The following is a 24065-nucleotide window of genomic DNA, read 5'->3' as shown; positions in this document are numbered from 1 at the left end:
TCAGGGAGTTAGATTTGCAAGGCTCATAATCGTAGAAATAGAAAATACTCTCTTGTATAAAGTATTACTCATCATTGCCTGTTAACAAAGACAAGCCACAAAAAAATCTCACTTCGAATACTTGTTGATATAACTCGCTGTTCACAAAGACATCCTTTGACTGCATCTCTACTACGCACGAACGTTCTGCAATGTTCACCGCAACAGCAGTAAAGGCAGATCTGGCTAAGAGTTAGACGTCTAGATGTAGAGGTTTCCCTTCTGTTGTATGTTCATGTATTATGGCGCGTCCTTATGCCTGCCGGCATAACTGCTCTTGCTTAAAAATGGATTTTTGCAGTACTACCCGCCACATAATTGTGGGTTTTCTTTTGGATATCGCGAAGCAGCCTTGTGGCCGGCAATGTACAAGCAAATACCCAAGAGCTTTAAAAGGTTATGTCATGAATCTCTCTGCCAAGACAGTTGTGCTCATCGCAATCGGTGCAGCCTTATATGGTATTGGTGGTTTACCTATGTTCGGTATTCCTGTCTTCGCAAATACCACTCTCAAACCCGCAATGGCAGTACTTGCCTTATTTGGTGTGCTATTCGGCCCTCTTGTCGGCTTTCTTGTTGGATTTATCGGCCACTGGGTAACCGACCTTTTTGCGGGTTGGGGCGTTTGGGTCACTTGGGTACTCGGCTCGGGGATTGTCGGTCTCGTTATCGGTCTTTATCCAAAAATCACCAAAGAGCGTATTGAAAAAGGGCTGTTCTCTAAGCTCGATTTTTGCCTGTTCGTCACTCTTGCTTTCATCGGTAATGTGGTCGGCTATGGCTGCTCTGCCTTTCTTGATGCCGTCCTCTATGCCGAACCGTTTACCAAAGTATTGGCACAGCTCACCATCATTGCAGCCGGTAACACCGTGCTGATTGCCATTGTCGGCCACTTCATCCTTACCGCTGTCGCCAAACGCAAGCAACAAAGCTACAACCTGATCGAGGCCGAATAAGCTATGTCTATCCAGTTTACAGACTTCTCATTCAAATATTGGGCGTTGCAAAAGCCAACCCTGAAAAATATCAACCTGACCATTAACCAAGGTGAGAAAGTTGTTATTGTTGGGCCAAGCGGTAGCGGCAAATCCACCTTGGGCCAATGCTTGAATGGTTTGATCCCATTCTCGGTAAAGGGTGACATCACCGGCAGCCTGAAAATCAATGGCAAAGAAACCCAAGAGATGGATCTTCACCAATGCACGGGCATGGTGGGTACGGTTCTTCAGGATACCGATGGCCAGTTTGTTGGCTTGAGCATTGGGGAAGACATTGCTTTTGCCCTTGAAAACCAAATGATTGCACCAGGGCCTATGCGCCAAGTGGTGGAAGAGACGGCTGCAATGATGGATCTGGCTGACATGCTGCACCTGTCTCCTTTCGATCTCAGCGGCGGCCAGAAGCAGCGTGTTTCTCTTGCGGGTGTCATGGTCGACGATGTCGATATTCTGCTGTTCGATGAACCACTCGCGAGCCTTGACCCGAAAACCGGCAAATCAACCATCGAAATTATCGATCGCCTGCACCGTGAAACAGGCAAAACAGTCGTGATAATCGAGCACCGCCTTGAAGATGTTCTGCACTGCCAGGCTGACCGCATCATCCTGATGGAGCGCGGTGAGATCGTTGCCAACCTGACACCCGACGAGCTGCTTGCCAGCCCGCTGTTGGCACAACACGGGATCCGCGAACCCCTCTATCTTTCGGCCTTAAAATCGGCCGGCTGTGAGATCAATGAAACCGATAAGCCAGCTTATTTATCAACACTTGACATAGAGCGCTTCAAGCCACAAGTGATGGACTGGTTCCAACAAGGTGACATCGTCACAGCTCAAGCTGAAGAAACACCTCTACTTGAGGTCAAAAACCTCAGCTATTCCTACGATGGTGAACGCCAGACCCTAGAAAATGTCAGCTTTACCGTTAACCAGGGCGAGTTTGTTTCTATCTTGGGCAAGAACGGTTCGGGCAAATCGACCATTACCCGTTTGATCATGGGAGTATTGGAACCGGATACAGGCAGCATCAGCTTTGAAGGCCGCGATTTGGCATCCTGCTCTATCTTCGAGCGTAGCCAAAATATCGGTATTGTATTGCAAAACCCGAACCACATGATTTCCCATCATATGATTTTCGATGAAGTTGCATCAGGTCTGCGTAACCGTGGTGTACCTGAAGCAGACGTTGAAACCAAGGTTCTTGAAACGCTACAGCTTTGTGGCCTGGATCGCTACCGCCACTGGCCGATTGATGCATTGAGCTATGGCCAGAAAAAGCGAGTAACCATTGCAACCATTTTGGTACTAGAGCCTAAGCTGCTTATCCTCGATGAGCCAACCGCGGGCCAGGATTACCACCACTACACCGCAATGATGAGCTTTATCAAGGAGCTGAACCAGAAGCTTGGGATCACTATATTGATTATCTCCCATGATATGCATTTGGTACTGGAGTATACCCAACGCGCTGTCGTTATTGCTGACAGCAAGCTACTGGCCGACTCTGCCGTTAACGAGGTGTTTAGCCAACCCGCGTTGCTTGAACAAGCCAACCTGACCGTCACCAGTTTGTATACCCTAGCATCCCGCCTGGGGATCGAACGTATTGATCACTTTATCCGTTGCTTCATTAGCCATGAGGCAGGCTCTCACTCATGAAAACCAACAAGATTAAATTCGGTATTAGCTACATCAATACCGGCTCACCCCTGCATGCGCTAAACGGGATCACCAAGTTCATTTTGTTTATGGCTTGGGTCACCATGGTCCTGATGACCTTTGATGTCCGTATTATTGTCGCTATGATTTTGGTTGGCTTTGCTTTGCTGCGACTCTCTCGCGTGCCTTTTGCCAACTATAAGACATTGATGACAGGTACGGTCACCGTACTGCTCCTTAATGCATTATTCATGTTCCTCATTGCCCCGCAGCAGGGCAAAGAATACATGGGAAGCCAAACGGTGTTACTTGCTCTGCCAGGTAACTACTCGCTAACCCAGGAAACCCTGTTTTACTTGGTGACAGTGACACTGAAATACTTCAGCATGTTCCCTGTCGCCTTGGTGTTTGTGTTTACCACCCACCCTACAGAGTTCTCGGCGAGTTTGAATAAACTAGGCGTACCATATCGTATCGCCTATGCAGTCAGCCTGACATTGCGTTACCTGCCGGAAGTCACCAAGGACTTCATCAACATCATGCATGCCCAGCAGGCGCGTGGCGTTGATATATCGAAGAATGCCCCAGTTATCACCCGTATCAAAAACGTCGCAAAAATCCTTGGCCCATTGATTTTCTCCAGCCTTGATCGCGCTGAGGTGATTTCCAATGCCATGACATTACGTGGTTTTGGCCAGCACAAGCGCCGTAGTTGGTTCAGTCTGAAACCAATGACCAAGGCAGACTTTACCGTGTTGTTCACTATCGCGGTGGTGTTGGCTCTTGGCTTCGCCAACCGCTATCACTCTGAGCAGCTGTTCTGGTATCCGTTATAGTGATTCACAAGACATCTCAAGTGCAACACAATTGTGTTCATAGGTAAGTCTTCATTAAGGCTACAATTGATAAGGTATAGAGCAAAATGCTCTGATTAAAATGGTGGTTGTTGAATCGTAATGTTCACCTTCACACCTAGTGCCGAAATCGATGTAGCCGACTAAGCCATAAAAGGTAAGCGAGTGTATTTCGTGGCTCGAACAGTTGAAGTCTAGGAGCAGTTCTTTAAATAAGGTGCTAGGGCTATAGACACAAGAATGCGCACAGCTGCATATAATGACTTTGTTCATTCTTATATATCAAATAGTGCATTAGAATAAATTGGAACTGGATGGTAACTAGAATCTTTTGATTCATCCCAATTCGAACAAAAATCAACCATCAAAGATAAACAGCACATAATCCCACTGAAATTTATAGATAAAGGCGATATCATAAGTGTTGTTATGCTTTTTGTTAGACATAAACCTTAGTTATGGTGTGAGTAGTTTGGAAATAGTAAGAATATGAGAATAGCTATCGCGATTGATCGGTTATCTAAAGGTGGAGCGCCGAAGGTGATGCTATCACTGGCCAATGAGTTGTTGGCGCTTGGTCATGAGCCACATTTTCTCTTGATGTCAGAAGAAAATATTTACGATCTGCCCAAAGGTATTAATGTTCATTGTCTCTTCGAGACTGACGACAAGAGGCTAAACAGATTATTCAACCTCGATAAAATTGCTAAGGAACTTAGCGCCAAAATTACGAGAATTGAGTCTGAGATCGGTCAATTTGACCTGTTTTTATCCAACTTAGACAAAACTAACTTATTGATGGCCAAAACATCAGTTAGACCGTTGTTTTTTGTCATCCACGCATCAGTGGAAGAAGAGCTAAAACGTCACGCATTACTGGGGCCGTTAAAGTATGTAAAAAAAATCAGGTCAAAACTGGCGCTTAATGGCCATCACTTGATCACGGTATCAAAAGGGATTGAAGAAGAGATTAGAAAAAAAGGCAGGATTAGACCAGCGTCGATCACCACCATATATAACCCTTTTGATATCAAGGATATTGTATCTAAATCGTTAGAGACGAATCCCGATATACCTACTGGCGACTTTTGGATTCATATTGGGCGCTTTGTACAGCAAAAAAGGCATGATGTTCTTTTCGCATCTCTAGCAAAGATGGAAAACAACCTACCCATTGTTTTGCTGTGCCATAAGCCCAAGAAGGCGAGAAAACTGGCTCGAAAATACGGCGTTGAAGACCGATTGATTATCCCTGATTTTCAGTACAACCCCTACCCGTGGATTAGAGCGGCTAAAGGGATGTTATTGAGCTCCGATTTTGAAGGGCTTCCAACTGTTTTGATTGAGTCTCTGATGTGCGGTACTCCCGTAGTGAGCACTGATTGTCCGCATGGCCCAAAAGAAATTTTGTTGGATAACTTAGCTGAGTATTTGGTGCCAAGGCGTAATCCAGAGGAGCTGGCCCGAAAAGCTGATCTGTTGTTGTCGAGATCTATCGACTTGACTAACTGTGACATTGAAAGCAAAGTGGCTTCAGATGTAGTGGCTAAGAAATATCTGGGGTTAATAGGTTAATTTTACATGTCTTTTTTACCAACTAAGAAAAAAATCGTTTTCGAAAATACCTATTTTAGTCTGTTCATTTACGTGCTTTTGGATGATGACTGGCAAAATAGTGATTATATCTTTTGGGGGAATCGATTTACGTTGAATTGCGTAAAGCGAATGGCGAACACTGTAAACGTGTTAGAGTACTCCTACTATTATCTGCCTAGGATTATACCTAAGTTAAACAAAGCGCCAATTCAGTACTTCAAGAGGAAGCTTGAACAAAAGCAGATTTTTCGAAACTACGATGTTTGTGTTGGCAATCCACGTGAAATCAACAACCCTTTGGTAAAAATAGACCGAGTCCAAATTGATGACGGCGTGGGAACAACTCATGTTGAACTTACAAACGGTCCAAAGAAAAAAAGCCTTATCAATAGCTTTCTTAGCCGGCTGGTTCTCAAAGAGCCCATAAAAATTTCTAAAATTGGAAAGTTTTATCTCAGCCAAAACATAGAAGTAAAAGCGGAGTTTAAAGAGAAGATTGAAGTTCTTGATCTAAATGCTTTGTGGGCAGAAAAAACTGAAGAGCAGCGTGCGCAGATACTTGAATTATTTGATGTAGATGCTAATGAGTTCAAATGCTTCGACAGTAGTTACAGTATCCTTTTCACGCAACCGTTGAACGAAGTAATTTCAGGCTATGCTGAGAAAAGTAAGATTGAAGGCTACAAAACTCTACTTAATAATTTAGGTATCGATGAGTCAAAATTGATCATCAAGCCTCACCCTGCAGATCAAACAGATTATACCTTGCATTTTCCTCAGGCATCGGTTCTTCGCCCAAGCTTTCCTGCGGAAATTATGTCTTTACTAGGTATGGAAGCGGATAAAGTTGTAACACTAACTTCGAATGCAGTTGAACTATTTAGGCATCGCAGTAAAGAGGTTGTCTACGCTAAAGCTCCTGATTACTTCAAGTTACCTGAAAAGCGCGCAAAAGCATTCAATGCTCTTGATTTTAAGCAGTAATCTAATGCTAACCATGCCTTTCTCGCACACCTCGACAAGATAACCAGACCTCATAGGCCAGCCTGTTGTATTAACACATGCTGGCCTTTTTATCATACATTCTTGGGTGCTATTACCACTCCCCGTCGAAACTTCAAATTTTTTTACTTCCTAGTCGTTCACGTTAATCTTGCTATATGAACTAAGCTCGGCAGCAATACGTAATCTCATTAAATGAGTTTAATGGGTAGCAAGATATGAAAGCGGAGACAATCATCAATAAAAGTAAACCAGGAACAGCAAGAGAATACGCCAAGGTACCGAAGGGGCGGCTATCTCGCTTAGGACAACTAGGCTCGTTAGCCACCCGAGTGGCGGGCAGCATGGTCACCGAGGGAGTAAAACAACTCGCTCTGGGAAACCGTCCCAAAGCCAGTGAGTTACTGCTTACTCCCGGTAATGCCAAAAGGGTTGCTGAGCAATTGGCCCAGTTGCGCGGTGCCGCTATGAAAGTGGGACAACTCCTGTCTATGGATGCCGGGGATCTACTGCCACCGGAGTTAAGCGAGCTACTCGCCCGCCTTCGTGCTGAAGCCAAAGCCATGCCTATCAGCCAGCTCAACGCTGTGTTGCAGGACGAGTGGGAAATTGACTGGCAGGACAGATTCCAAACCTTTTCGTTCTACCCTGTTGCTGCTGCCTCCATTGGCCAAGTTCATTCAGCCACCAATTGGCAGGGGGATAAAATTGCGCTCAAGATCCAATACCCGGGCATAAAAGAGAGCATAGATAGCGATGTCGATAATGTCGCAACACTATTAAGGGTTTCAGGTTTACTACCCAAAGATGTCGACTACCAGGATTTGCTCGAAGAGGCAAAAAAACAGCTCCATGCCGAGGCTGACTATAAACTTGAGGCCGAATTGCTCAAGCAGTACAAACAGCTGCTTGCTGCTGACACGCGCTACCAGATACCTGATGTCTTTGAGGAGCTAACCACAGATAATATTCTTGCCATGGAGTTTTTGCAGGGCCTGCCGGTTGAGTCACTGACCAATCAGCCACAGCATATACGTGACCATGTCATGGAGCTTGCTTTCGAACTGTTGTTCAAAGAGATGTTTTCATTCAGGCTGGTGCAGACCGATCCGAACTTCGCCAACTTCCTCTACAACGAACAATCACAACAACTTATCTTGCTCGATTTCGGTGCAACGCGTGCTTACCCTTCCCATGTTGCGGAAGGTTATCAGCAACTGCTTAGCGCTGCCCTTGAGCATGATAAGCCAGCAATGAACCTAGCATTGCGGCAAATTGGTTTCTTTAGCCAACCAATCACCGCATCTCAACAAAATGCAGTCATCGAGTTATGTTCAGAAGCCTGTGAGCCGATAATGATTGATGGTGTGTTTGATTTTGGCCAAACGGATTTGGCGCGACGGATAAGAGATGCAGGAACGGCGCTGAGCATGAAAGAAAATTATTGGCATACCCCACCCGCAGATGCAATTTTCTTCCATCGCAAACTGGGTGGATTGTACCTGCTAGCCGCCAGACTTGAAGCTAGGGTCAATGTCAGGGAGATTTTCGCACCTTACCTATTAAGAACAAAGTGATACTGTCTCCAGCTAACACAATAATTATGAAGCAGGGCTCAGGTAGTGGGCCCGCCAGTAGCCAGCGTCATCAAATAGCTCTTCATTAAGTGCGATAGCATTTTCAATCGAAAGGTACAATTCTGAGTTTTCTTCCCCCAACGACTGCAACTTTTCACGAGCGCGGTATAACTCAGCAATGTATGCCTGCTGCGATTCAATCAATAGGTTCTGGCGAATACCTTCTTGAGCGGTCCTTTCTTTGGCAATATAGCCTATAGCATTCTCTCCCGCATGAGGTGCATCTTGCTCTAGGCTGACCACAAACAATGAACAGCCTAACGCGAGACCTAATAAACCTGTCTTCATAACATTCTTCATCATCATGCAACCTCATACCTGATCATTGACACAATAATGACAAACAATTGAATGGCGTTCAATTAATATAAGCTGAACAATTTTCCATCAAACCATGTCTTTCTTTAGCTTAAGATAGCTGCCATCGTGTTAACCTCTCATACTATGATGCAGGTTTGGCCGGACTGTATGTTTCTGCCTTTGGCAGTTTCGGCTTACGGGTAACCAGAAAGACAGCTACGGCAGCCAAAACAAACCCAGCCGCGCCCAGCTCATCAAAAGTTTCCCCGAAAATTAACCAAGCTTGGAAAGCGGTCATTGGTGGTACCAAGTAAAATGTGGAAGCTACTTTGGATGACTCTCCATGCTTGACCATGAATAGCAGCAGCAAAATAGCGACGACCGACAGCACTAACACCAGCCAGCTCAAGGCAAAAATAAACGTCGGCGTCCAATTAACCACCATAGTTTCGGTTGTCATTGCAACCGGAAGAAACAGCAAAGCTGCCGCGCTATACTGCCACACTGCGCTTCCCACCATGTCTATGCCCTGGCAAAATTTTTTCTGGTAAAGCGTACCGAATGTAATGCCGATTAATGCAAAGATAGTGAACAAATAGGCCGCTTCCCGGCTGCCGTCCTGATGCCAAGCCATATTGCCCTGAAGTACTAGATTGATCCCGATAAAGCCAATCACAAGCCCTAGCCATTGCGACACCCGCATCCGTTCTCCCGCACAACCAAACATCACGACAGCAGTAACAATAGGCTGTAGCCCTACCAATAAAGAACAAAGCCCTGCCGGCATCCCCAGGCCAATAGCAATATAGGTTCCACCGAGGTAAAAGCCATGGATCAACAACCCTGCTACCATGCAGTGAATCATCGCCTTACCGGTTGGTATGCGAGATTTAAGGATAGCCACCAGCAGCAAGAACACAGCTATGTTTGCCAGCATACGGATCAGCAGGAAAGTCGCAGGCTCTGCGTAAGGTAAACCCAATCGCGCCCCGATAAAACCGGAGCTCCAAAGTACTACAAACAAGAATGGGATAAATCGCGTCATCATGGCCTACTCGCTTCTCTTTTGCCTCAATAACGATTACTTTAAAACGGGTACAAAATCCTTAACAGGGACAGATAAGTGTATTTTATAGGGTACAGAAGGCATGAATGAACAGCGCCATGAGCACACCGTGCAAACCGAGCCTCAGACACAGACTCAAGGCCAGCTTAAGAAAAAATACCAATACGTTTACCAATGGATAGATGAGCGAATAGACAAACAAAGCTTTCAGCCCGGAGAGCGTCTTCCTTCCATCCGTGAGCTCAGCCAACAGTTGTCTGTCAGTAAAAACACGGTGATCCGAGCCTACCAGCAACTGGAGGCCAACCAAAAGATCACCGCCTCTGCTCGTTCCGGCTATCGTGTAAATCAGACCAAGGCGACAATCTGCGACACCACGCCTATCCCTGAGCCGGGCTTCGTCGATCTAATGGAACTGAGCAAAAAAATCATGGGGCTTCCGGTTTCCCGAGAAATCCTTCCTATGGGATCAGCCCACCCAGACACCGACTTCCCCGCAATCAACAGCCTGTACGCTGAGATTGGCCGTCATAGCCGCTACCAAAGCCATATACCCAGCCACTATCAACTGCCTCCCGGCAATGACTTGTTATTACAGCAACTCGTTGGCATCAACAGAGAGCTAGGCGTGACGATTTCCAAGCAGTCACTATTGGTCACCCATGGTGCCCAGCAGGCCATAAGTTTGAGCCTGCAGGCCATTACCAATGACGGTGATATTGTTTTGGTTGAGTCAGCCAGTTACTTCGGCAACCTGATGCTGCTTGAGTCCTTGAACCTAAAAGTGATTGAGATACCCGCCAGCCCTATCACAGGTATTCATCTCGACGCCCTTGAGCAGGCACTCCAACGCTGGCCCGTCAAAGCGATCTTGATTAACCCAAGTTTCAATAATCCAACGGGATATGTCATGCCGACTGCCGACCGCTTAAGGTTTCTCGCCATGACCAGCGGTATTCCAATCATCGAAGACGATGTGTTCGGTGGATTAGCCTATCAGCAACGTCCATTGCCACTGAAAACCCTCGATCAGGAAGACCGGGTTATCTACTGCAATTCCCTATCGAAAACCTTGGACTCACGCTTACGTATCGGCTGGGTGATTGCGGGCAAGTATCAATCGGTTATAGAGAAGCGCCTACTCACAGACAATATGGGCAGCCCCAACCTGATCCACTCTGCCGTCGCCCAGTTCCTTGAAACCGGGAAATACCGCCAGCATTTAGGCAAAATCCGCCGCAGTTATGCAAAAAAACAAAAACTGTTTCATAAGCTACTGACCCAATATTTGGATCAGTACCCCCAACTGCAAGGCCACTACCACCTTACTCAACCAAGCGGCGGTTTCTTGTGTTGGCTTACGCTACCTGAAAATACCGACGGCCAAGCCATCTATCAGGAAGCTTTAGCGCATGGGATCAGTGTGCTTCCCGGCAGCATGTTCAGTACCAATCAACGCTATGCGCACTGCCTGCGCCTGAGCTTTGCTAACTTTAGAGAGACCAATGAGTGGCAGCGAGGACTAACTCATTTTGCCGCTATCATTGCAAGCTATACACCGCCATCACCATAAAGTCGAAAAGACACGGCAATACAAGCTGCTACAATTCTGGTAGCCATCAAAAATGAGCAAGGAGCAATCAAGATGTCGGGACAGTATCTACCAACCCAATTAAAGGCGAAGTGCATTGCCTTAGTTTGCTTATTGAGCTTGGCATTCTCTCCTCAAGCCTTATCCGCGCCTGTTTCTGTTCTTGAGGGTAGCAGTGCGGGGATGCCTTTTGTGGTAGAGCGCATTGCGCAAACCGACGGAGTGCCTTGGGGGATGACCTTCACGCCAGCACAGGGTTCGCAGCAACAAGAACTGCTCATTACTTATCGTGACGGGAATATTCGCCTTTTAGACACCGAAACAGGCTCAACACAATCTGTCTCCGGCCAACCCGCTATCAGCCAATATGGTCAAGGCGGCCTAATGGATGTCGCTCGGCTAGATATGCCTAATGGTCAGGCTTGGTACTATTTCACCTATAGCAAAGCCATTGATGGACAGGCGGCGACAACGCTCGCCCGTGCTCAACTTAGCAACAACAAATTAAGCCAATGGCAAGATTTGTTGGTCACCAAGTCGCTGAGTGATGCTTCACGCCACTTTGGCAGTCGTATTGCCTTTGATGGCCAAGGCCATGTCTTCTTTTCCATCGGCGATAGAGCCCACCGTCCCAACGGACAGGATCTCACTACCCATGCAGGCAGTATTCTTCGGCTATACCTGGATGGAGCCGTCCCTAAGGGCAACCCTTTCGTCAATACCAGCAATGCCCTCCCAGAGATTTGGAGTTACGGTCACCGCAATCCGCAAGGGATGATTTTTGACCCTGACACGAACCGATTATGGTCTAACGAACATGGGCCGCGCGGCGGCGATGAAATCAATTTAGTGAAAGCCGGGGCTAACTATGGTTGGCCGGTCACTTCCCACGGTAAAGAATACTGGGGGCCAATTTCTGTCGGAGAAGCGGAAGAAAAGGAAGGAATTGTTTCCCCACTCAAGGTATATACCCCTTCTATTGCGCCGGGCAGCCTTCTTCTATACAAAGGTGCCGCATTCCCTAACTGGCAGGGAAATTTATTCAGTGGTGCACTGAAGTTACGTCATTTAAATCGCGTCACCGTGACAGATAGTGGCAGCATAAAAGGTGAAGAACGGTTGCTCGAAGAGCTTGACGAACGTATTAGAGCACTTGTTACTGACAATCAGGGATGGCTGTATTTTTCTGCTGATTCGGGGGCAATATACCGGCTGCGCCCTCATTCTAATTAAGTGCTGTCAGATCAATGACTTCATTATTCAAGAGCATCAGCACTGAATGCATAATATGCATAGAGTCTTTGATCTTTTGTCATTTGAGTCATGTTTTGAATTCCTCTACTATCCCCGCTCTTTTTTGCACTTTGAGGCACTGATGTTTTCACAATCCCTGACAGCTCAACTGGTGCGCATGGTTTTGCTACTGGCCCTGACGCTAGTCGGTGTTCACCACTGCCAGCCTTTGTTGGACTCGCTGGCCGAGCATGCCATGAGCGGCGGTTGCCATCAGCAAAACTCAAATGACCACACTTTTACCGGACTATAACCATGAGTATTTTTCGCTTTCCACTGCTTGTGTGGATGGGCATTGGAACACTAATCATCAGCCTAGGGATCAGGCAGTCTTTCGGTATCTTCATGATGCCGATTTCTATGCATTTTGATACTGGCCGTGAATTCTTTAGTCTGGCTATTGCTCTTCAGAACCTGCTGTTCGGCGTTTTCCAACCATTCGTTGGTATGGCCGCTGACCGCTGGGGAGCGCAGAAGGTAATTTGGAGTGGCGCCATTGCCTATGGCCTAGGGCTTTACCTCACCTCTATCGCTGTGGAGCCAAACTGGTTATACGTTTCTCTTGGTGCCCTAGTTGGCTTAGGTTTGAGTGCCACCAGCTACGTTATCGTACTGGGTGCTGTTGCCCGTGTCGTTCCTGCCGAACATACCGCAAAAGCTTTTGGCCTAACCACTGCTGCTGGCTCATTCGGTATGTTTGCGGTGATCCCTGGTGCCCAGTACATGCTTAGCGAATTTAACTGGCAGACAGCGCTACAAGTTTTCGCCATGCTGTGTGCACTAATGATGGCTTTCTCTTTCTTTATGAAAGCTAACAAGAAGACAACGGCCGCCTCGACAGCTACGGAGACAGAGCAAACTCTCAAAGAAGCGCTGAAAGAAGCCTTCAGCCATCGTGGCTACTGGCTGATCCACATGGGCTTTTTCGTGTGTGGCTTCCACGTGATGTTTATTGCTACCCACCTACCTAGCTACTTGGCAGACAAAGGCTTACCCGGCACGACAGCCGCTATGGCTCTGGCCTATGTCGGTATTTTTAATATCTTCGGCAGCTACTTTTGGGGCGTAATGGGTGACAAGTTCAACAAGCGCTATGTAATGTCTGCCTTGTATGTCATGCGCACACTGGTTATCGCTGGTTTTGTTACTCTGCCAGTTACAACAGAAACTGCCGCCTTGTTCGGTGGCGCAATTGGTTTCTGTTGGCTAGGCACAGTGCCACTGACTTCAGGCTTGGTACGCCAAATCTTCGGTCCTCGCTACCTGTCGACCTTGTACGGTCTGGTGTTCTTCACCCACCAAGTCGGTAGCTTCCTGGGTGCATGGTTCGGTGGCCGCATTTACGATTACTACGGTAGCTACGAGCCAATCTGGTGGTCAACTGTGGTATTTGCCTTGATTGCGGCGCTCATCCACATTCCAATCAATGATAAGCCTGTTGTACGTCAACCTGCTGCGGCTTAAGTTCTAAGCAACACGTAAAATACAAAAAGCCCCCGGTCACTTCATGTTGGCCGGGGGCTTTTTCATTCCAGTAGAGCGTAAGCGCTACAAGGTACTGTAATCTTACTTACAGGTGCTCACCGCGACGAAGCGCATCGATACGCTTATCGAGTGGCGGGTGCGTCATAAACAGCTCAGAAAGTGATTTCTTGCCGTTAATACCAAACGCCATCATCGAACCCTCAAGCTGAGACTCGTGGCTCATCTTCAAGCGCTCAAGGGCAGAAATCATCTTCTCTTTACCCACTAGGTGTGCAGAGCCTGCATCAGCCTTGAACTCACGGTGACGGCTGTACCACATTGTCAGGATGCTTGCCAAGAAGCCGAATAGCACTTCCATGATCGAAGAAACAATGAAGTAAGTCATGTAGCTTCCGCCTTCGCCTTCTTCATCATTGCTATTCACGCCACTGATCACACCGGCAACCAAACGCGATACAAAGATAACGAAAGTATTCACCACACCCTGCATTAGAGTCATGGTTACCATATCACCGTTAGCAATGTGGCTCACTTCGTGGGCCAAAACGGCTTCGGCTTCGTCTCGAGTCATGCTGTGCAGCAAACCTGTTGAAACTGCCACCAGTGAATCATCACGCTTTGCACCAGTTGCAAATGCGTTGATATCTGCAGAGTCGTAAACAGCGACCGTCGGCATACCAATGCCCGACTGCTGAGCCTGACGGGCAACAGTTTCCATCAACCAATGCTCAGTTTCATTGCGCGGATGCTCGATGACCATACCGCCCACTGAACGAAGTGCCATTGACTTCGACATGAACAGTGAAAACAGCGAACCACCAAAACCAAACAAGGCAGCCATGACCAACAGCCCTGAAAGGCTACCTGGTTGCATGCCTGTTACCGCATAAACGACGTTCAAGACAACACTGAAAACCAGCATTACCGCTAGGTTCGTTGCCAAAAACAATGCAATACGCTTCATATTGTACTCTTTCTCCAAAAAAGAAGGTGCTGCTACCCCAGTCATGACGACTTTGTACACTACTGAGGCATCATCCATTTGTTATTGATATGTATAGTATGGTCGTTGAAACAGAAAACAAGTGGAAGTGGAAAATTGTTACGTTTCATTTTTGTTATTAAACAATCAAATACTATTAAACAATCTTTTTTATGGTAATAGAAACACCTTTAATTGGGGCTTAACGCAGTATATGTCTCCGCCAACATTCCGCCAGTACTACAGGGTACCTTTATCGTTTCTGCTGAGATTAGATAGCAACATGCCTTTCGTCATTTACTGCACTCATTCAGGCATGTACCCCTCTGTATGACAACCCCATAGCGAGTGCTTGCTCTTCGGTGATAGCCCCTTGCTTCTTCAAAAGGCCAATGATTGAATTTGGCTTTCTTGCCATTTTCTCCGCGATAGTATCGATGGCCATGTTTGCTTGAAAATCCTTGATAACTGAGTAGACACTTTCCTGCGTCCAAGGTAATCCATAGTTCATCGGCAACCCCTTCTCGAGGTTCTCCTGCTGCTTCTCCTCTAAAGATTTCTTGACCTTTTTCTTCGGAGGCTTATTGCGAAGAATAAAAAACAGAGCTCGTATTACTTCCGGTTGGTTGTATGGTGAATCATCACTAAAACATTCCCCAGTGATGGGATCTACGCCATTTGCCAATGCCTCAAGCACTGAATACGCTTTATCTTGTTCCATTTACTGTCCCTCTATTGCTATCTAACCTTCCATTCTGCGGGGCGCTATTAAAGTCCACAGGTTCGTAAAACATTGATGATATGGGTTAAGTACCGCGCTGACACTTCCGGCTTCCTTTCCCTTAAAGGCACTCACAAGTGGCTTTCTCAATGATGCAATCAACAAAGAGCATCTTGAGATATCACTCGAAAATGCCTGACCACTTATGCCGGATATCAATTATCAGCCGCAGTGGTCTTACCAGAGTGCATGAGGAATGGACAACATGGCATACAAGAAGCAAATATGAAACACTGAGCAATGGTAGGACTAGACAGGTTTAGACTTTAGTCTTATTGTAACTACGACTGAGATATTCTATTGTCGTATTTAGTTAGTGATGATGCATGGTGTTTAATTATCAAGGAGGAATGATGGCCGATCACGAAAACTACCAGGTAGCAATTGACATTCTACGCTGTCATCTTGGTATGTCTGCAGAAGAAGCGCGTAAAGAGCTGGGGTTAGACGGAAATAACAAAAAGCTTACTGAGACGCAAGAAGCGCTTATTGGCCTAACAGGCAACAATTAAGCCTTCTGCCTATAACCAAATTCAATAAAAACCTCTCTGCAAAGAGAGGTTTTTTATATCTATACCCATCTAACTTCAAGATGCTTGAACGAAAAAAAACCTGCCGGCTGGCAGGTTTTTTGTCTACGTAAATGAGTATTCAGCCACAGGTTTCATCTGCTGCTTATAAGCGGTTATTCGGTTATAGCCCAAGCGGTGACAGATCAATGTAGTTCGACAGGTTGCGCTTTTTGATACCAGGCATGTAAGGAATTTCACCCAGTTTCTGACCCGGCAAGTTCTCTTCCAGCATACGAATGATATCGGCATAGTTTTCGGTACCCGGATTAATGCGGTTTGCTACCCAGCCAACCACTTCCAAGCCATCGTTCTGAATAGCTTCAGCCGTCAAAATAGCATGGCTCAAACAACCCAGTTTGACACCAACGACCAGGATAACTGGCAGTTTTTCCTGCTTAACCCAGCTAGATAGGTAGTCATTCCAAGACACTGGCACACGCCAGCCACCTGCACCTTCAACCAAAACAACGTCAGACTTTTGCTTAAGGTGATCCAACCCTTCAGACAACACGTCAAACTCAATAACACGTTTTTCCTGTTCTGCCGCTAGATGCGGAGAAATAGCCGCTTCAAACGCATAAGGGTTTACTTCGTCGTACTCTAGCTCAACAACCGATGCATCTTGAATATACAAGGCATCTGAATTACGCATACCATTGGCAGTCGGTGCGCTACCGGACGCGACCGGCTTATAACCCGCCATCTTGATATTCGCGCTAGCTGCAGCATGAAGAATGGCGCGAGAGGCTACAGTTTTACCTACTTCAGTATCTGTACCTGTTACAAAGAAAGCGTTAGTCATTAATAATTACTCCAAAACAGACTTGGTATGTTGCCGGCAGCCGATCATCCTCATGTCGAAACTCATCATAAGCGCTCTCTAATGCCTTAAACGTCTTTCGACTGGCCAAGCCTGCTTTTCGCCCCTGATGAATATGTGTTGCCCCTATACCTTTCAAATCTTTCATAAGGTCAACTGCCGAGCGGTAATACATGGTGATTGGCAGGAATTCTAGGTCAACCTCTGTACACCCCGCTTGCGCCAGCGCAAGTTTTATGGCCTTTTGCGAAAGAAACTGGTTTACATGTTGATATTGATCAACCTGCTTCCATGCATAAGAAAGCTCATGCAGTGATCCTTCTGCCAATGTAGAAAAGACAATATGGCCACCAGGTTTAACGACACGGCGCAACTCTCTTAGCGGCACAGACAGATCATCGCACCACTGCAGGGCTAGGCTGGTAAAGGCAAAATCGAACTGGTTATCGGGCAGCGGTAGGCATTCTGCGTCTCCTTCAACATAAGTCACACCTTCACCACAACGTCGTTTTGCCTGATCCAACATTTGGCTAGACAGATCCGCGGCACAAACTTTCATTCCCCTTTGCACCAGTTGCTGACTGAAATAGCCTGTTCCGCAGCCGAGATCGAGCACTTGGCTATCCGCGATATTGAGGGCCGGTAATTTCGCCATAAGATAATGACCAACCTGGCGTTGAAACGCTGCCGATTGATCATAATGCTTTGCGGCTTTGCCGAAGGCATCGGCGATTGCTTGCTTATCGGTAACAACGACATCGTCCATAGAAGGGACTGCAGTGTCTGCATTATTCTTCATGCCATACCTCATTGATTGCCTGTGCTAACGAGCGAATTTCCGTGTCTTTATGTGTTGCCGTCAGGGTGATCCGCAACCTTGCTGAGTTAGCCGGAACGGTTGGCGGTCGGATAGCACTGACCCAAAGTCCACGCTGACGAAGTTTATCCGCAAACTTGACGGCCCGTTCACTGCTCCCCACCATCAATGGTTTGATCGGGGTCTGGGTATCTACCACCTCGACATCTGGTGACAAATTAACCGCCAAAATTTCACTAAGCGCTGCAAGTTTTTCGCGCCGCCAATTATCTTGCTGGATCATGTCACACGCCTTAGACAGTGCATGAGCCTGTGCAGGAGGCATGGCGGTAGAGTAAATAAAATGGCGGGCGAACTGGACGAAATACTCAGCAACATCATGGCTACACAATACTGCCGCGCCTTGCAGACCAAACGCTTTACCAAAGGTCACCACCAGAATATCTGGCTTGATGCCAGCATGATCACTACTGCCACGGCCAGACTCACCAAGCACCCCGCAGCCGTGGGCATCGTCTACCGCCAGCATGCTGCCGGTTTGCTGGCAAACCCTTGCGATATCACCGAGCGGCGACAAATCCCCATCCATACTGAACACCCCTTCGGTCACAACGAGCTTCGGAGAGGTCTCAGGAATACGTGAGATCAAGCGGGATAGAGCAGAGGGATCATTGTGGGCGAAGCGTCTCATCGTAGCTGGCGACAACATCCCTGCTTCTATAAGCGAGGCGTGGTTTAGCTTATCTTGTAAGAGGTGATCCCCTTCTTGGAGCAAGGCAAATAGCAAGGCTTGATTGGCACTAAAGCCGCTACTGAACAACAACGCCTGCTCAAAGCCCAACCAGTCGGCAAGCTGTGACTGCAAGTACTGATGTGGCGAGTGAAAACCTGTTACCAACGGGCTGGCTCCGCTACCTGCACCATAGCGAGATAACCCGTCCTGCCAAGCTGCAATCAACGCGGGATCTTGTGCGAGGCCAAGATAGTCATTGCTGGAAAAATTCAGCAATGAATTCTCCCGGAACTGCACTGACATATCCTGTCCGCGTTCAAGACAGCTTACCGTCCGGTAAAGCCCTTGCTCATGTCTGTCAGCAAGGGCAGAAGCGATGCGTTGATTAAACCGATGCATCGTAGAACAGATCATCCTTGGTTGGTCGCGCAGCAACACGCTGGGCGACTTGCCCCAACAGCTCCTGTGCCTGCACTTCATCCGGCTTCGCGGCTTGCTCCTGGCGGTTGATCCCTAGCTTGGCGAATAACTGCATGTCTTTATCTTCGCCTGGATTTGGTGTCGTTAACAGCTTACAGCCATAGAACACCGAATTGGCACCGGCCATAAAGCATAAGGCCTGCATTTGCTCGTTCATGTCTTCACGACCAGCCGATAAACGTACCGCTGAGTTCGGCATGATGATACGTGCAACTGCGATAATACGAACGAAATCGAACGGGTCGACATCATCGACAGACTCAAGCGGCGTTCCTTTCACCTTCACCAGCATATTGATTGGCACACTTTCTGGGTGGATTGGCAAATTGGCAAGTTCAACCAATAGGCCAGCTCTATCACGGGAGCTCTCACCCATACCGATGATCCCGCCGGAACAGATCTTCATACCTGCTTCACGGACATGGCTCAAGGTATCAAGGCGGTCTTGGTAAGTACGGGTAGTAATGATGTTGCCGTAGAACTCCGGCGAGGTGTCAAGGTTGTGGTTGTAGTAGTCCAAACCGGCTTCAGCGAGTTCATTAGCTTGGTCACCAGTGATCATGCCAAGTGTCATACAAGTTTCCAGCCCCATGGATTTCACCCCGCGTACCATATCCAACAGATAAGGCATGTCGCGCTCTTTCGGGTTTTTCCATGCAGCGCCCATACAGAAACGGGTTGCACCTGATGTTTTGGCTTTTTGTGCCGCATCCAGTACACGTTCGACTTCCAGCAAGCGCTCGCGATCGACATCAGTACGGTAATGTGCACTTTGCGGACAGTACTTGCAGTCTTCAGGGCATGCACCGGTTTTGATTGAAAGCAACGTACTCACCTGTACCTTGTTAGGATCATGGTACTGGCGGTGTACCTGCTGGGCTTCAAACACCAAATCCATAAATGGCTTATCAAATAGCGCTTGAACTTCCTCGACTGTCCAGTCGTGACGTACTTCCACGTGAAATCACCTCTTATTATGTGCTCAACGTGCACTGATTTGTGCCGTTGAGATTATGCATTCATTGCTTCTTGTTACTTGGCTAGTCTACTTTCAGACGGTAGACTGTCAACCACCAACAAGGAGCAAGGTTTACAACTGTGCAAAAAACACACAATAAAGTCGATTTGGAATTTGACCAGCAGCACGTCTGGCACCCTTACACTTCAACGCTTAACCCACTGCCATGTTACCCAGTAGTCAGTGCCAACGGAGTGTATTTGCAACTTGAAGATGGACGGGAAATTATTGATGGAATGTCGTCATGGTGGTCAACCATCCACGGTTATAACCACCCGGCACTGACAGAGGCCGCCAAGGCACAGCTCGACAAGATGTCACATGTCATGTTCGGCGGGATCACCCACCAGCCAGCCGTGGAGCTTTGTCGTAAACTGGTTGATATCACGCCAGAGCCTCTCCAGCATGTGTTTCTGGCTGATTCAGGCTCTGTTGCAGTGGAAGTTTCCCTAAAGATGGCTCTGCAGTACTGGCATGCCAAAGGTGAACGACGTCCCAAGTTCTTGACGGTTAAGCATGGCTATCACGGCGATACGTTTGCCGCCATGTCTGTTACCGATCCAGACAACTCCATGCACAGTCTGTACAAAGGATTCTTGCCCGAACATATTTTTGCCCAGTCGCCAGAATGTGGTTTCTTCGAGCCGTGGCAAGAATCAGATATCGACGACTTCCGCCACCAGCTTGAGCAACACCACAAAGAGGTTGCCGCAGTGATCATCGAGCCTATCGTCCAAGGAGCCGGAGGGATGCGCATTTACCATCCAACCTTCCTTCAGCGGGTGCGTCAGTTGTGCGACGAATACGGAATTTTGCTCATCGCCGATGAAATTGCGACCGGTTTTGGCCGGACAGGAAAATTATTTGCTTGCGAACATGCCGGTATCAGTCCTGATATTATGTGTGTCGGCAAGGCACTCACCGGGGGGTACATGACCCTATCGGCCACCTTAACCAGCACACATGTCGCAAATACGGTATGTGGCGGTGAAGCGGGGTGCTTCATGCATGGCCCTACCTTTATGGGCAACCCTTTGGCCTGCGCCGTTGCCAATGCCAGCTTGGATATCCTTGCTCAAGGTCACTGGCAACATCAAGTGAAATCAATTGAAAAACAACTAGCTGAGTCACTACCCGAGATTGGAAAACTGGACAAGGTCAAAGACGTTCGCTGGCTAGGTGCCATCGGTGTCGTAGAGCTGTATGAGCCCGTTGATATGGCCAGTATTCAGGAAACTTTTGTAGATAGTGGTGTCTGGATTCGCCCTTTTGGCACACTTGTCTACATAATGCCTCCATTTATCATTAACCAACAACAACTTAGCCAGCTCACATCCGCCATCAAGTTAGCACTTAAGTAGTATCGAAAAGCAGACAACTTCTAATGATTGTCTGCTTATACTTTTCCTGAACGTTATAGCAATCCCAACTTATGATTGGATCGTATTTATAATGAATAACGTCAGTAAGGCTAGAACTATGCAATTACCACTATTTCCGTTACAGATTTACCTGCTACCAGGTGGGATAACTAAATTGCGGATTTTCGAACCTCGCTACACCCGATTAGTCAAACTGGCTATGGGTGATGGCAATGGTTTCGGTCTCTGCATGAAAGACGAAGATTCGCTTTGCCATTTCGGCACTCGAGTGATCATCACTGACTTCGAAAAGCTTCCTGATGGTCTATTAGGTATTACTATCCGGGGCGTTGAAAAGTTTTTAATCAACAAACATTGGCAAGAAGATGATGGCCTGCGGTTTGGCGATGTCACTCCGATGTCCAATTGGACGCCCAGCCAGATCAAGTTTGTCGATCGGGACATCTCCAATAGCTTAAAAGCCTTATTTGAAGAGTATCCCGAGCACGCAGAAAATTATCCTCTGCCTGATTACAATGATATGACTTGGGTCTGCCAGAGATGGCTGGAGCTGTTGCCTCTGGAAACAAACCAGAAGCAATGGTTTATGAGCCGCAATGACCACCGTGCAGCGTTATCATTCCTGCACAATGTCATTGACGAGCAATTGAAAAGCGACAGCTAAGTTATAACGAAATCAAAGCACATGTCTGTGGATGTGAATTTTTACAAAGACATGCTGACTGATAAAACCAATAAAGACTAACCTTCAATCAACTTCATCAGCAAATGGCCGTCATACATGGCCTGCTTCACCAAAGCTGCACCTGGCATGGTTGCCTGGGTATAAAACGAACTCTGTTCGATCACCAAATCACGGTTATAGACTGGCAATGATTGATTACGTACACAATCCATAATCGCCGGATATAGGATATCTTTTGCTCGATTGAATTCCCCACCGATGAGGATCTTCTCAGGGTTAAACAAGTTCACCATAATGGCGATGGCCTGCCCCAAATGATGCCCCAATTCGATAATGACCTGACGAGCCAAAGTATCACCTGCGATAGCCGCGTCGCAGATACGCTCTATCGTCAGACTTTTACCGTGCAAAGACGAAGGGTGCCCCTCACGCAGCCGCTGCTCCACTTGTTCGATAACCGCCTTTACGCTAGCTACCGTTTCGAGGCAGCCATGGTTACCGCAAAAACAACGCTTACCGTAAGGTTTGATTTGGATATGGCCAAGCTCACCCACATTGCCAATTCGGCCTTGAAGCACCACATTATCGAGCACGATACCGGCACCGACACCGTGGTGGATCGACACCAGAATAGAATTAGCGACATCACGAGAATTACCGAACAGTTTCTCGGCAAGTGCCCATGAGCGCGTATCATTACCGACAAATACAGGCAGTCCAGTCGCCTCGTGGATAGCCGGCCCAAGTTCTAGGTTGTGCACCTCGTAATGTGGCATCTGAATAATCGTGCCAGCATCTGCATTCACTACCCCCGGTAGCGACACAGCAATGGCAGTAATTCGGTCAAGCTCACTCACATGGTTGGCAAAAAAAGTGTGAATTTCTGAGATAAGCTTTTTCAAGACGGCATCTTGATGAAGCACGTCGACATCCTGACGCTCTTCTACCAGGATATCACCACCCAATTCATGCAAAGCGATTGTCAGGTAACCCCGCCCCAAGCGGATAGACATGAACTGCCAGCCTTCATTGGCTGGTACCAAGCCCACCGCTGGACGTCCACGACTGGAAGATTCTTGAATTGCCGTTTCTTTGATCAAGTGGGCATCAATCAGCTCACGGGTAATCTTCGTAATACTCGCGGGTGCTAATTGGCTACGTTTGGAAAGCTCAATGCGGGAGATTGGGCCAAACAAGTCGATAAGCTTGTACACGCTGCCGGCATTATTTCTTTTGATGTGGTCGATGTGACCAGGCTGGGCGACATACATGCCTAAACTCCCGATAAAATCTGTCATCATTTAATACAAATTGAATTTTTTTACTTTGCGAACTAATTGTGAAGCCGATTATGTTAAGTCCGTGACAATGGTCACGGGGATTCATGAAAAACAAGGCGATATTTGTGCCAGCTCTCATTCTACCGCAAAACTATTGCCTTTTTTTTAACTACAAAAATTAACCTTCATAAAGACAGCTCCTCGCAATTTTGCGATAATCGCCGGTCGCAAAATCCCCCGCCATGAGGTTAACGGTGTACAAAATTAACGAAGTCTTTGAAACAATCCAAGGTGAAGGTGTTTTCACTGGTGTTCCAGCCATTTTTGTCCGGCTACAGATCTGCCCTGTCGGCTGTGCTTGGTGTGATACCAAACAAACTTGGAGTGCCGAACCTCAAGATCATGGCTCTATCGAAGACGTTATGGCTAAAAACGGCGACTCTCCGCTCTGGACCGAGATAGACGCCGAAGGCATCGTTAGTTTACTCAAACAACAGGGATACACCGCCAAGCACGTTGTAATCACTGGGGGTGAGCCATGTATCTACGATTTGTTGCCGCTAACCTCCGCTTTGGAGCAAGCCGGTTTCCAATGCCAAATTGAAACCAGCGGTACGTCAGAAATCCTGGCGACGGAAAACACCTGGGTAACGGTTTCGCCGAAAATCAACATGAAAGCCAAGCTTCCAGTGCTCGCAACTGCGCTTGAGCGTGCCGATGAAATCAAGCACCCAGTCGGTACCCAGAAAGATATCGACCAGTTGGATGAATTAATTGACGGCAAGAACCTTAAAACTAACGTCAATATTGCCCTACAACCGATTAGCCAAAAGCCACGGGCAACAGAGCTCTGCATTGATACCTGCATCAAACGCAACTGGCGCTTATCTATCCAGACCCACAAATATCTCGCTATCGCGTAATAGTTTGATATCTATACAGATACCTTCTCTGTGCGGCTGTCTTACTTTCAGGACAGCCGCTCTATATACGAG

Annotated in this window: 23 protein-coding genes; 14 read left to right on the top strand and 9 right to left on the bottom strand. The window is 47.3% G+C overall.

Features of this window, described 5'->3' with window-relative positions; translation table 11 throughout:
* Positions 1–443 precede the first annotated feature (443 nt).
* The 6 genes from ACXAD4_RS06460 (at position 444) to ACXAD4_RS06435 (ending at position 7725) form a co-directional block, all read left to right on the top strand.
* Positions 444–995, top strand: coding sequence for an ECF-type riboflavin transporter substrate-binding protein (locus ACXAD4_RS06460; protein ID WP_317520991.1), 552 nt, complete (start codon positions 444–446; stop codon positions 993–995).
* 3 nt (positions 996–998) lie between these two features.
* Positions 999–2696 (top strand): ABC transporter ATP-binding protein, encoded by a 1698-nt coding sequence (locus ACXAD4_RS06455; protein ID WP_475239762.1) that lies wholly within the window; start codon positions 999–1001, stop codon positions 2694–2696.
* Positions 2693–3532 (top strand): energy-coupling factor transporter transmembrane component T family protein, encoded by an 840-nt coding sequence (locus ACXAD4_RS06450; protein WP_475239760.1) that lies wholly within the window; start codon positions 2693–2695, stop codon positions 3530–3532. The genes ACXAD4_RS06455 and ACXAD4_RS06450 overlap by 4 nt, the downstream gene beginning before the upstream one ends.
* 507 nt (positions 3533–4039) lie before the next feature.
* A complete protein-coding gene (locus ACXAD4_RS06445; RefSeq protein ID WP_475239757.1) occupies positions 4040–5125 on the top strand; it encodes a glycosyltransferase in 1086 nt (361 codons plus the stop codon).
* A 6-nt stretch (positions 5126–5131) separates the two neighbouring features.
* Complete coding sequence (locus ACXAD4_RS06440; RefSeq protein ID WP_475239755.1) at positions 5132–6130, top strand: glycosyltransferase family 52; 999 nt, start codon at positions 5132–5134, stop codon at positions 6128–6130.
* Between the two features lie 236 nt (positions 6131–6366).
* Positions 6367–7725, top strand: coding sequence for an ABC1 kinase family protein (locus ACXAD4_RS06435; protein ID WP_475239754.1), 1359 nt, complete (start codon positions 6367–6369; stop codon positions 7723–7725).
* 24 nt (positions 7726–7749) lie between these two features.
* On the opposite strand, the gene ACXAD4_RS06430 is transcribed toward ACXAD4_RS06435, so the two are convergent.
* Together ACXAD4_RS06430 and ACXAD4_RS06425 are read right to left on the bottom strand one after the other, a co-directional pair.
* Positions 7750–8091, bottom strand: a complete 342-nt coding sequence (locus tag ACXAD4_RS06430) for a hypothetical protein (RefSeq protein ID WP_475239753.1) — start codon at positions 8089–8091, stop codon at positions 7750–7752.
* A 136-nt stretch (positions 8092–8227) separates the two neighbouring features.
* The gene (locus ACXAD4_RS06425; protein WP_475239751.1) at positions 8228–9133 is read right to left on the bottom strand and encodes a DMT family transporter; all 906 of its coding nucleotides are present in this window, start codon (positions 9131–9133) and stop codon (positions 8228–8230) included.
* Between the two features lie 100 nt (positions 9134–9233).
* Here ACXAD4_RS06425 and ACXAD4_RS06420 point away from each other — a divergent pair, with 100 nt between their 5' ends.
* The 4 genes from ACXAD4_RS06420 (at position 9234) to ACXAD4_RS06405 (ending at position 13499) form a co-directional block, all read left to right on the top strand.
* A complete protein-coding gene (locus ACXAD4_RS06420; RefSeq protein ID WP_475239749.1) occupies positions 9234–10724 on the top strand; it encodes an aminotransferase-like domain-containing protein in 1491 nt (496 codons plus the stop codon).
* 201 nt (positions 10725–10925) lie between these two features.
* Positions 10926–11975, top strand: coding sequence for a PQQ-dependent sugar dehydrogenase (locus ACXAD4_RS06415; protein WP_475242725.1), 1050 nt, complete (start codon positions 10926–10928; stop codon positions 11973–11975).
* A 142-nt stretch (positions 11976–12117) separates the two neighbouring features.
* Positions 12118–12288 (top strand): hypothetical protein, encoded by a 171-nt coding sequence (locus tag ACXAD4_RS06410; protein WP_475239746.1) that lies wholly within the window; start codon positions 12118–12120, stop codon positions 12286–12288.
* Positions 12289–12290: 2 nt separating this feature from the next.
* Entirely contained in the window at positions 12291–13499 is a 1209-nt protein-coding gene (locus ACXAD4_RS06405; protein ID WP_475239744.1) for an MFS transporter, read from the top strand.
* A 106-nt stretch (positions 13500–13605) separates the two neighbouring features.
* Here ACXAD4_RS06405 and htpX read toward each other — a convergent pair whose 3' ends face one another.
* Together htpX and ACXAD4_RS06395 are read right to left on the bottom strand one after the other, a co-directional pair.
* The gene (gene htpX, locus ACXAD4_RS06400; protein WP_475239742.1) at positions 13606–14484 is read right to left on the bottom strand and encodes a protease HtpX; all 879 of its coding nucleotides are present in this window, start codon (positions 14482–14484) and stop codon (positions 13606–13608) included.
* A 328-nt stretch (positions 14485–14812) separates the two neighbouring features.
* A complete protein-coding gene (locus tag ACXAD4_RS06395) occupies positions 14813–15223 on the bottom strand; it encodes a hypothetical protein (RefSeq protein ID WP_475239739.1) in 411 nt (136 codons plus the stop codon).
* A gap of 413 nt (positions 15224–15636) precedes the next feature.
* On the opposite strand from ACXAD4_RS06395, the gene ACXAD4_RS06390 reads away from it, so the two are divergent.
* Positions 15637–15795, top strand: a complete 159-nt coding sequence (locus ACXAD4_RS06390) for a hypothetical protein (protein WP_039468590.1) — start codon at positions 15637–15639, stop codon at positions 15793–15795.
* A gap of 181 nt (positions 15796–15976) precedes the next feature.
* Here the strand turns inward: ACXAD4_RS06390 and bioD are convergent, their stop codons facing one another.
* The 4 genes from bioD to bioB are packed head-to-tail and all read right to left on the bottom strand — an operon-like array spanning position 15977 to position 19663.
* Positions 15977–16657: a dethiobiotin synthase gene (bioD, locus tag ACXAD4_RS06385; RefSeq protein WP_475239736.1), complete on the bottom strand. Its 681-nt coding sequence runs from the start codon at positions 16655–16657 to the stop codon at positions 15977–15979.
* Positions 16650–17474: a malonyl-ACP O-methyltransferase BioC gene (bioC, locus tag ACXAD4_RS06380; protein WP_475239733.1), complete on the bottom strand. Its 825-nt coding sequence runs from the start codon at positions 17472–17474 to the stop codon at positions 16650–16652. The genes bioD and bioC overlap by 8 nt, the downstream gene beginning before the upstream one ends.
* A complete protein-coding gene (bioF, locus tag ACXAD4_RS06375; protein ID WP_475239731.1) occupies positions 17464–18624 on the bottom strand; it encodes an 8-amino-7-oxononanoate synthase in 1161 nt (386 codons plus the stop codon). The genes bioC and bioF overlap by 11 nt, the downstream gene beginning before the upstream one ends.
* Complete coding sequence (bioB, locus tag ACXAD4_RS06370) at positions 18611–19663, bottom strand: biotin synthase BioB (RefSeq protein ID WP_475239729.1); 1053 nt, start codon at positions 19661–19663, stop codon at positions 18611–18613. Before bioB ends, bioF begins: the two co-directional genes overlap by 14 nt.
* A gap of 140 nt (positions 19664–19803) precedes the next feature.
* On the opposite strand from bioB, the gene bioA reads away from it, so the two are divergent.
* Positions 19804–21084 carry an adenosylmethionine--8-amino-7-oxononanoate transaminase gene (gene bioA / locus ACXAD4_RS06365; protein WP_475239727.1) on the top strand — a complete coding sequence of 427 codons (1281 nt, stop codon included), beginning with the start codon at positions 19804–19806 and terminating at the stop codon, positions 21082–21084.
* Between the two features lie 118 nt (positions 21085–21202).
* Positions 21203–21769 (top strand): LON peptidase substrate-binding domain-containing protein, encoded by a 567-nt coding sequence (locus ACXAD4_RS06360; protein WP_475239724.1) that lies wholly within the window; start codon positions 21203–21205, stop codon positions 21767–21769.
* A gap of 77 nt (positions 21770–21846) precedes the next feature.
* Here ACXAD4_RS06360 and mlc read toward each other — a convergent pair whose 3' ends face one another.
* Positions 21847–23061 carry a sugar metabolism global transcriptional regulator Mlc gene (gene mlc / locus ACXAD4_RS06355; RefSeq protein WP_475239721.1) on the bottom strand — a complete coding sequence of 405 codons (1215 nt, stop codon included), beginning with the start codon at positions 23059–23061 and terminating at the stop codon, positions 21847–21849.
* Between the two features lie 263 nt (positions 23062–23324).
* Here mlc and queE point away from each other — a divergent pair, with 263 nt between their 5' ends.
* Entirely contained in the window at positions 23325–23993 is a 669-nt protein-coding gene (gene queE, locus ACXAD4_RS06350) for a 7-carboxy-7-deazaguanine synthase QueE (RefSeq protein WP_475239719.1), read from the top strand.
* The last annotated feature ends 72 nt before the right edge of the window (positions 23994–24065 follow it).

It is taken from the genome of Photobacterium sp. AWH4_225, assembly GCF_056158405.1.
Note: the sequence above shows the minus strand (reverse complement) of the source record. Positions and strands in the feature narration are given on the sequence as shown.

Bases quoted from the DNA above. Each gene is read 5' to 3' on its own strand.
- ACXAD4_RS06460 (WP_317520991.1), top strand. From the start codon at position 444: ATGAATCTCTCTGCCAAGACAGTTGTGCTCATCGCAATCGGTGCAGCC.
- ACXAD4_RS06455 (WP_475239762.1), top strand. From the start codon at position 999: ATGTCTATCCAGTTTACAGACTTCTCATTCAAATATTGGGCGTTGCAA.
- ACXAD4_RS06450 (WP_475239760.1), top strand. From the start codon at position 2,693: ATGAAAACCAACAAGATTAAATTCGGTATTAGCTACATCAATACCGGC.
- ACXAD4_RS06445 (WP_475239757.1), top strand. From the start codon at position 4,040: ATGAGAATAGCTATCGCGATTGATCGGTTATCTAAAGGTGGAGCGCCG.
- ACXAD4_RS06440 (WP_475239755.1), top strand. From the start codon at position 5,132: ATGTCTTTTTTACCAACTAAGAAAAAAATCGTTTTCGAAAATACCTAT.
- ACXAD4_RS06435 (WP_475239754.1), top strand. From the start codon at position 6,367: ATGAAAGCGGAGACAATCATCAATAAAAGTAAACCAGGAACAGCAAGA.
- ACXAD4_RS06430 (WP_475239753.1), bottom strand. From the start codon at position 8,091: ATGATGATGAAGAATGTTATGAAGACAGGTTTATTAGGTCTCGCGTTA.
- ACXAD4_RS06425 (WP_475239751.1), bottom strand. From the start codon at position 9,133: ATGATGACGCGATTTATCCCATTCTTGTTTGTAGTACTTTGGAGCTCC.
- ACXAD4_RS06420 (WP_475239749.1), top strand. From the start codon at position 9,234: ATGAATGAACAGCGCCATGAGCACACCGTGCAAACCGAGCCTCAGACA.
- ACXAD4_RS06415 (WP_475242725.1), top strand. From the start codon at position 10,926: ATGCCTTTTGTGGTAGAGCGCATTGCGCAAACCGACGGAGTGCCTTGG.
- ACXAD4_RS06410 (WP_475239746.1), top strand. From the start codon at position 12,118: ATGTTTTCACAATCCCTGACAGCTCAACTGGTGCGCATGGTTTTGCTA.
- ACXAD4_RS06405 (WP_475239744.1), top strand. From the start codon at position 12,291: ATGAGTATTTTTCGCTTTCCACTGCTTGTGTGGATGGGCATTGGAACA.
- htpX (WP_475239742.1), bottom strand. From the start codon at position 14,484: ATGAAGCGTATTGCATTGTTTTTGGCAACGAACCTAGCGGTAATGCTG.
- ACXAD4_RS06395 (WP_475239739.1), bottom strand. From the start codon at position 15,223: ATGGAACAAGATAAAGCGTATTCAGTGCTTGAGGCATTGGCAAATGGC.
- ACXAD4_RS06390 (WP_039468590.1), top strand. From the start codon at position 15,637: ATGGCCGATCACGAAAACTACCAGGTAGCAATTGACATTCTACGCTGT.
- bioD (WP_475239736.1), bottom strand. From the start codon at position 16,657: ATGACTAACGCTTTCTTTGTAACAGGTACAGATACTGAAGTAGGTAAA.
- bioC (WP_475239733.1), bottom strand. From the start codon at position 17,474: ATGAAGAATAATGCAGACACTGCAGTCCCTTCTATGGACGATGTCGTT.
- bioF (WP_475239731.1), bottom strand. From the start codon at position 18,624: ATGCATCGGTTTAATCAACGCATCGCTTCTGCCCTTGCTGACAGACAT.
- ACXAD4_RS06360 (WP_475239724.1), top strand. From the start codon at position 21,203: ATGCAATTACCACTATTTCCGTTACAGATTTACCTGCTACCAGGTGGG.
- mlc (WP_475239721.1), bottom strand. From the start codon at position 23,061: ATGTATGTCGCCCAGCCTGGTCACATCGACCACATCAAAAGAAATAAT.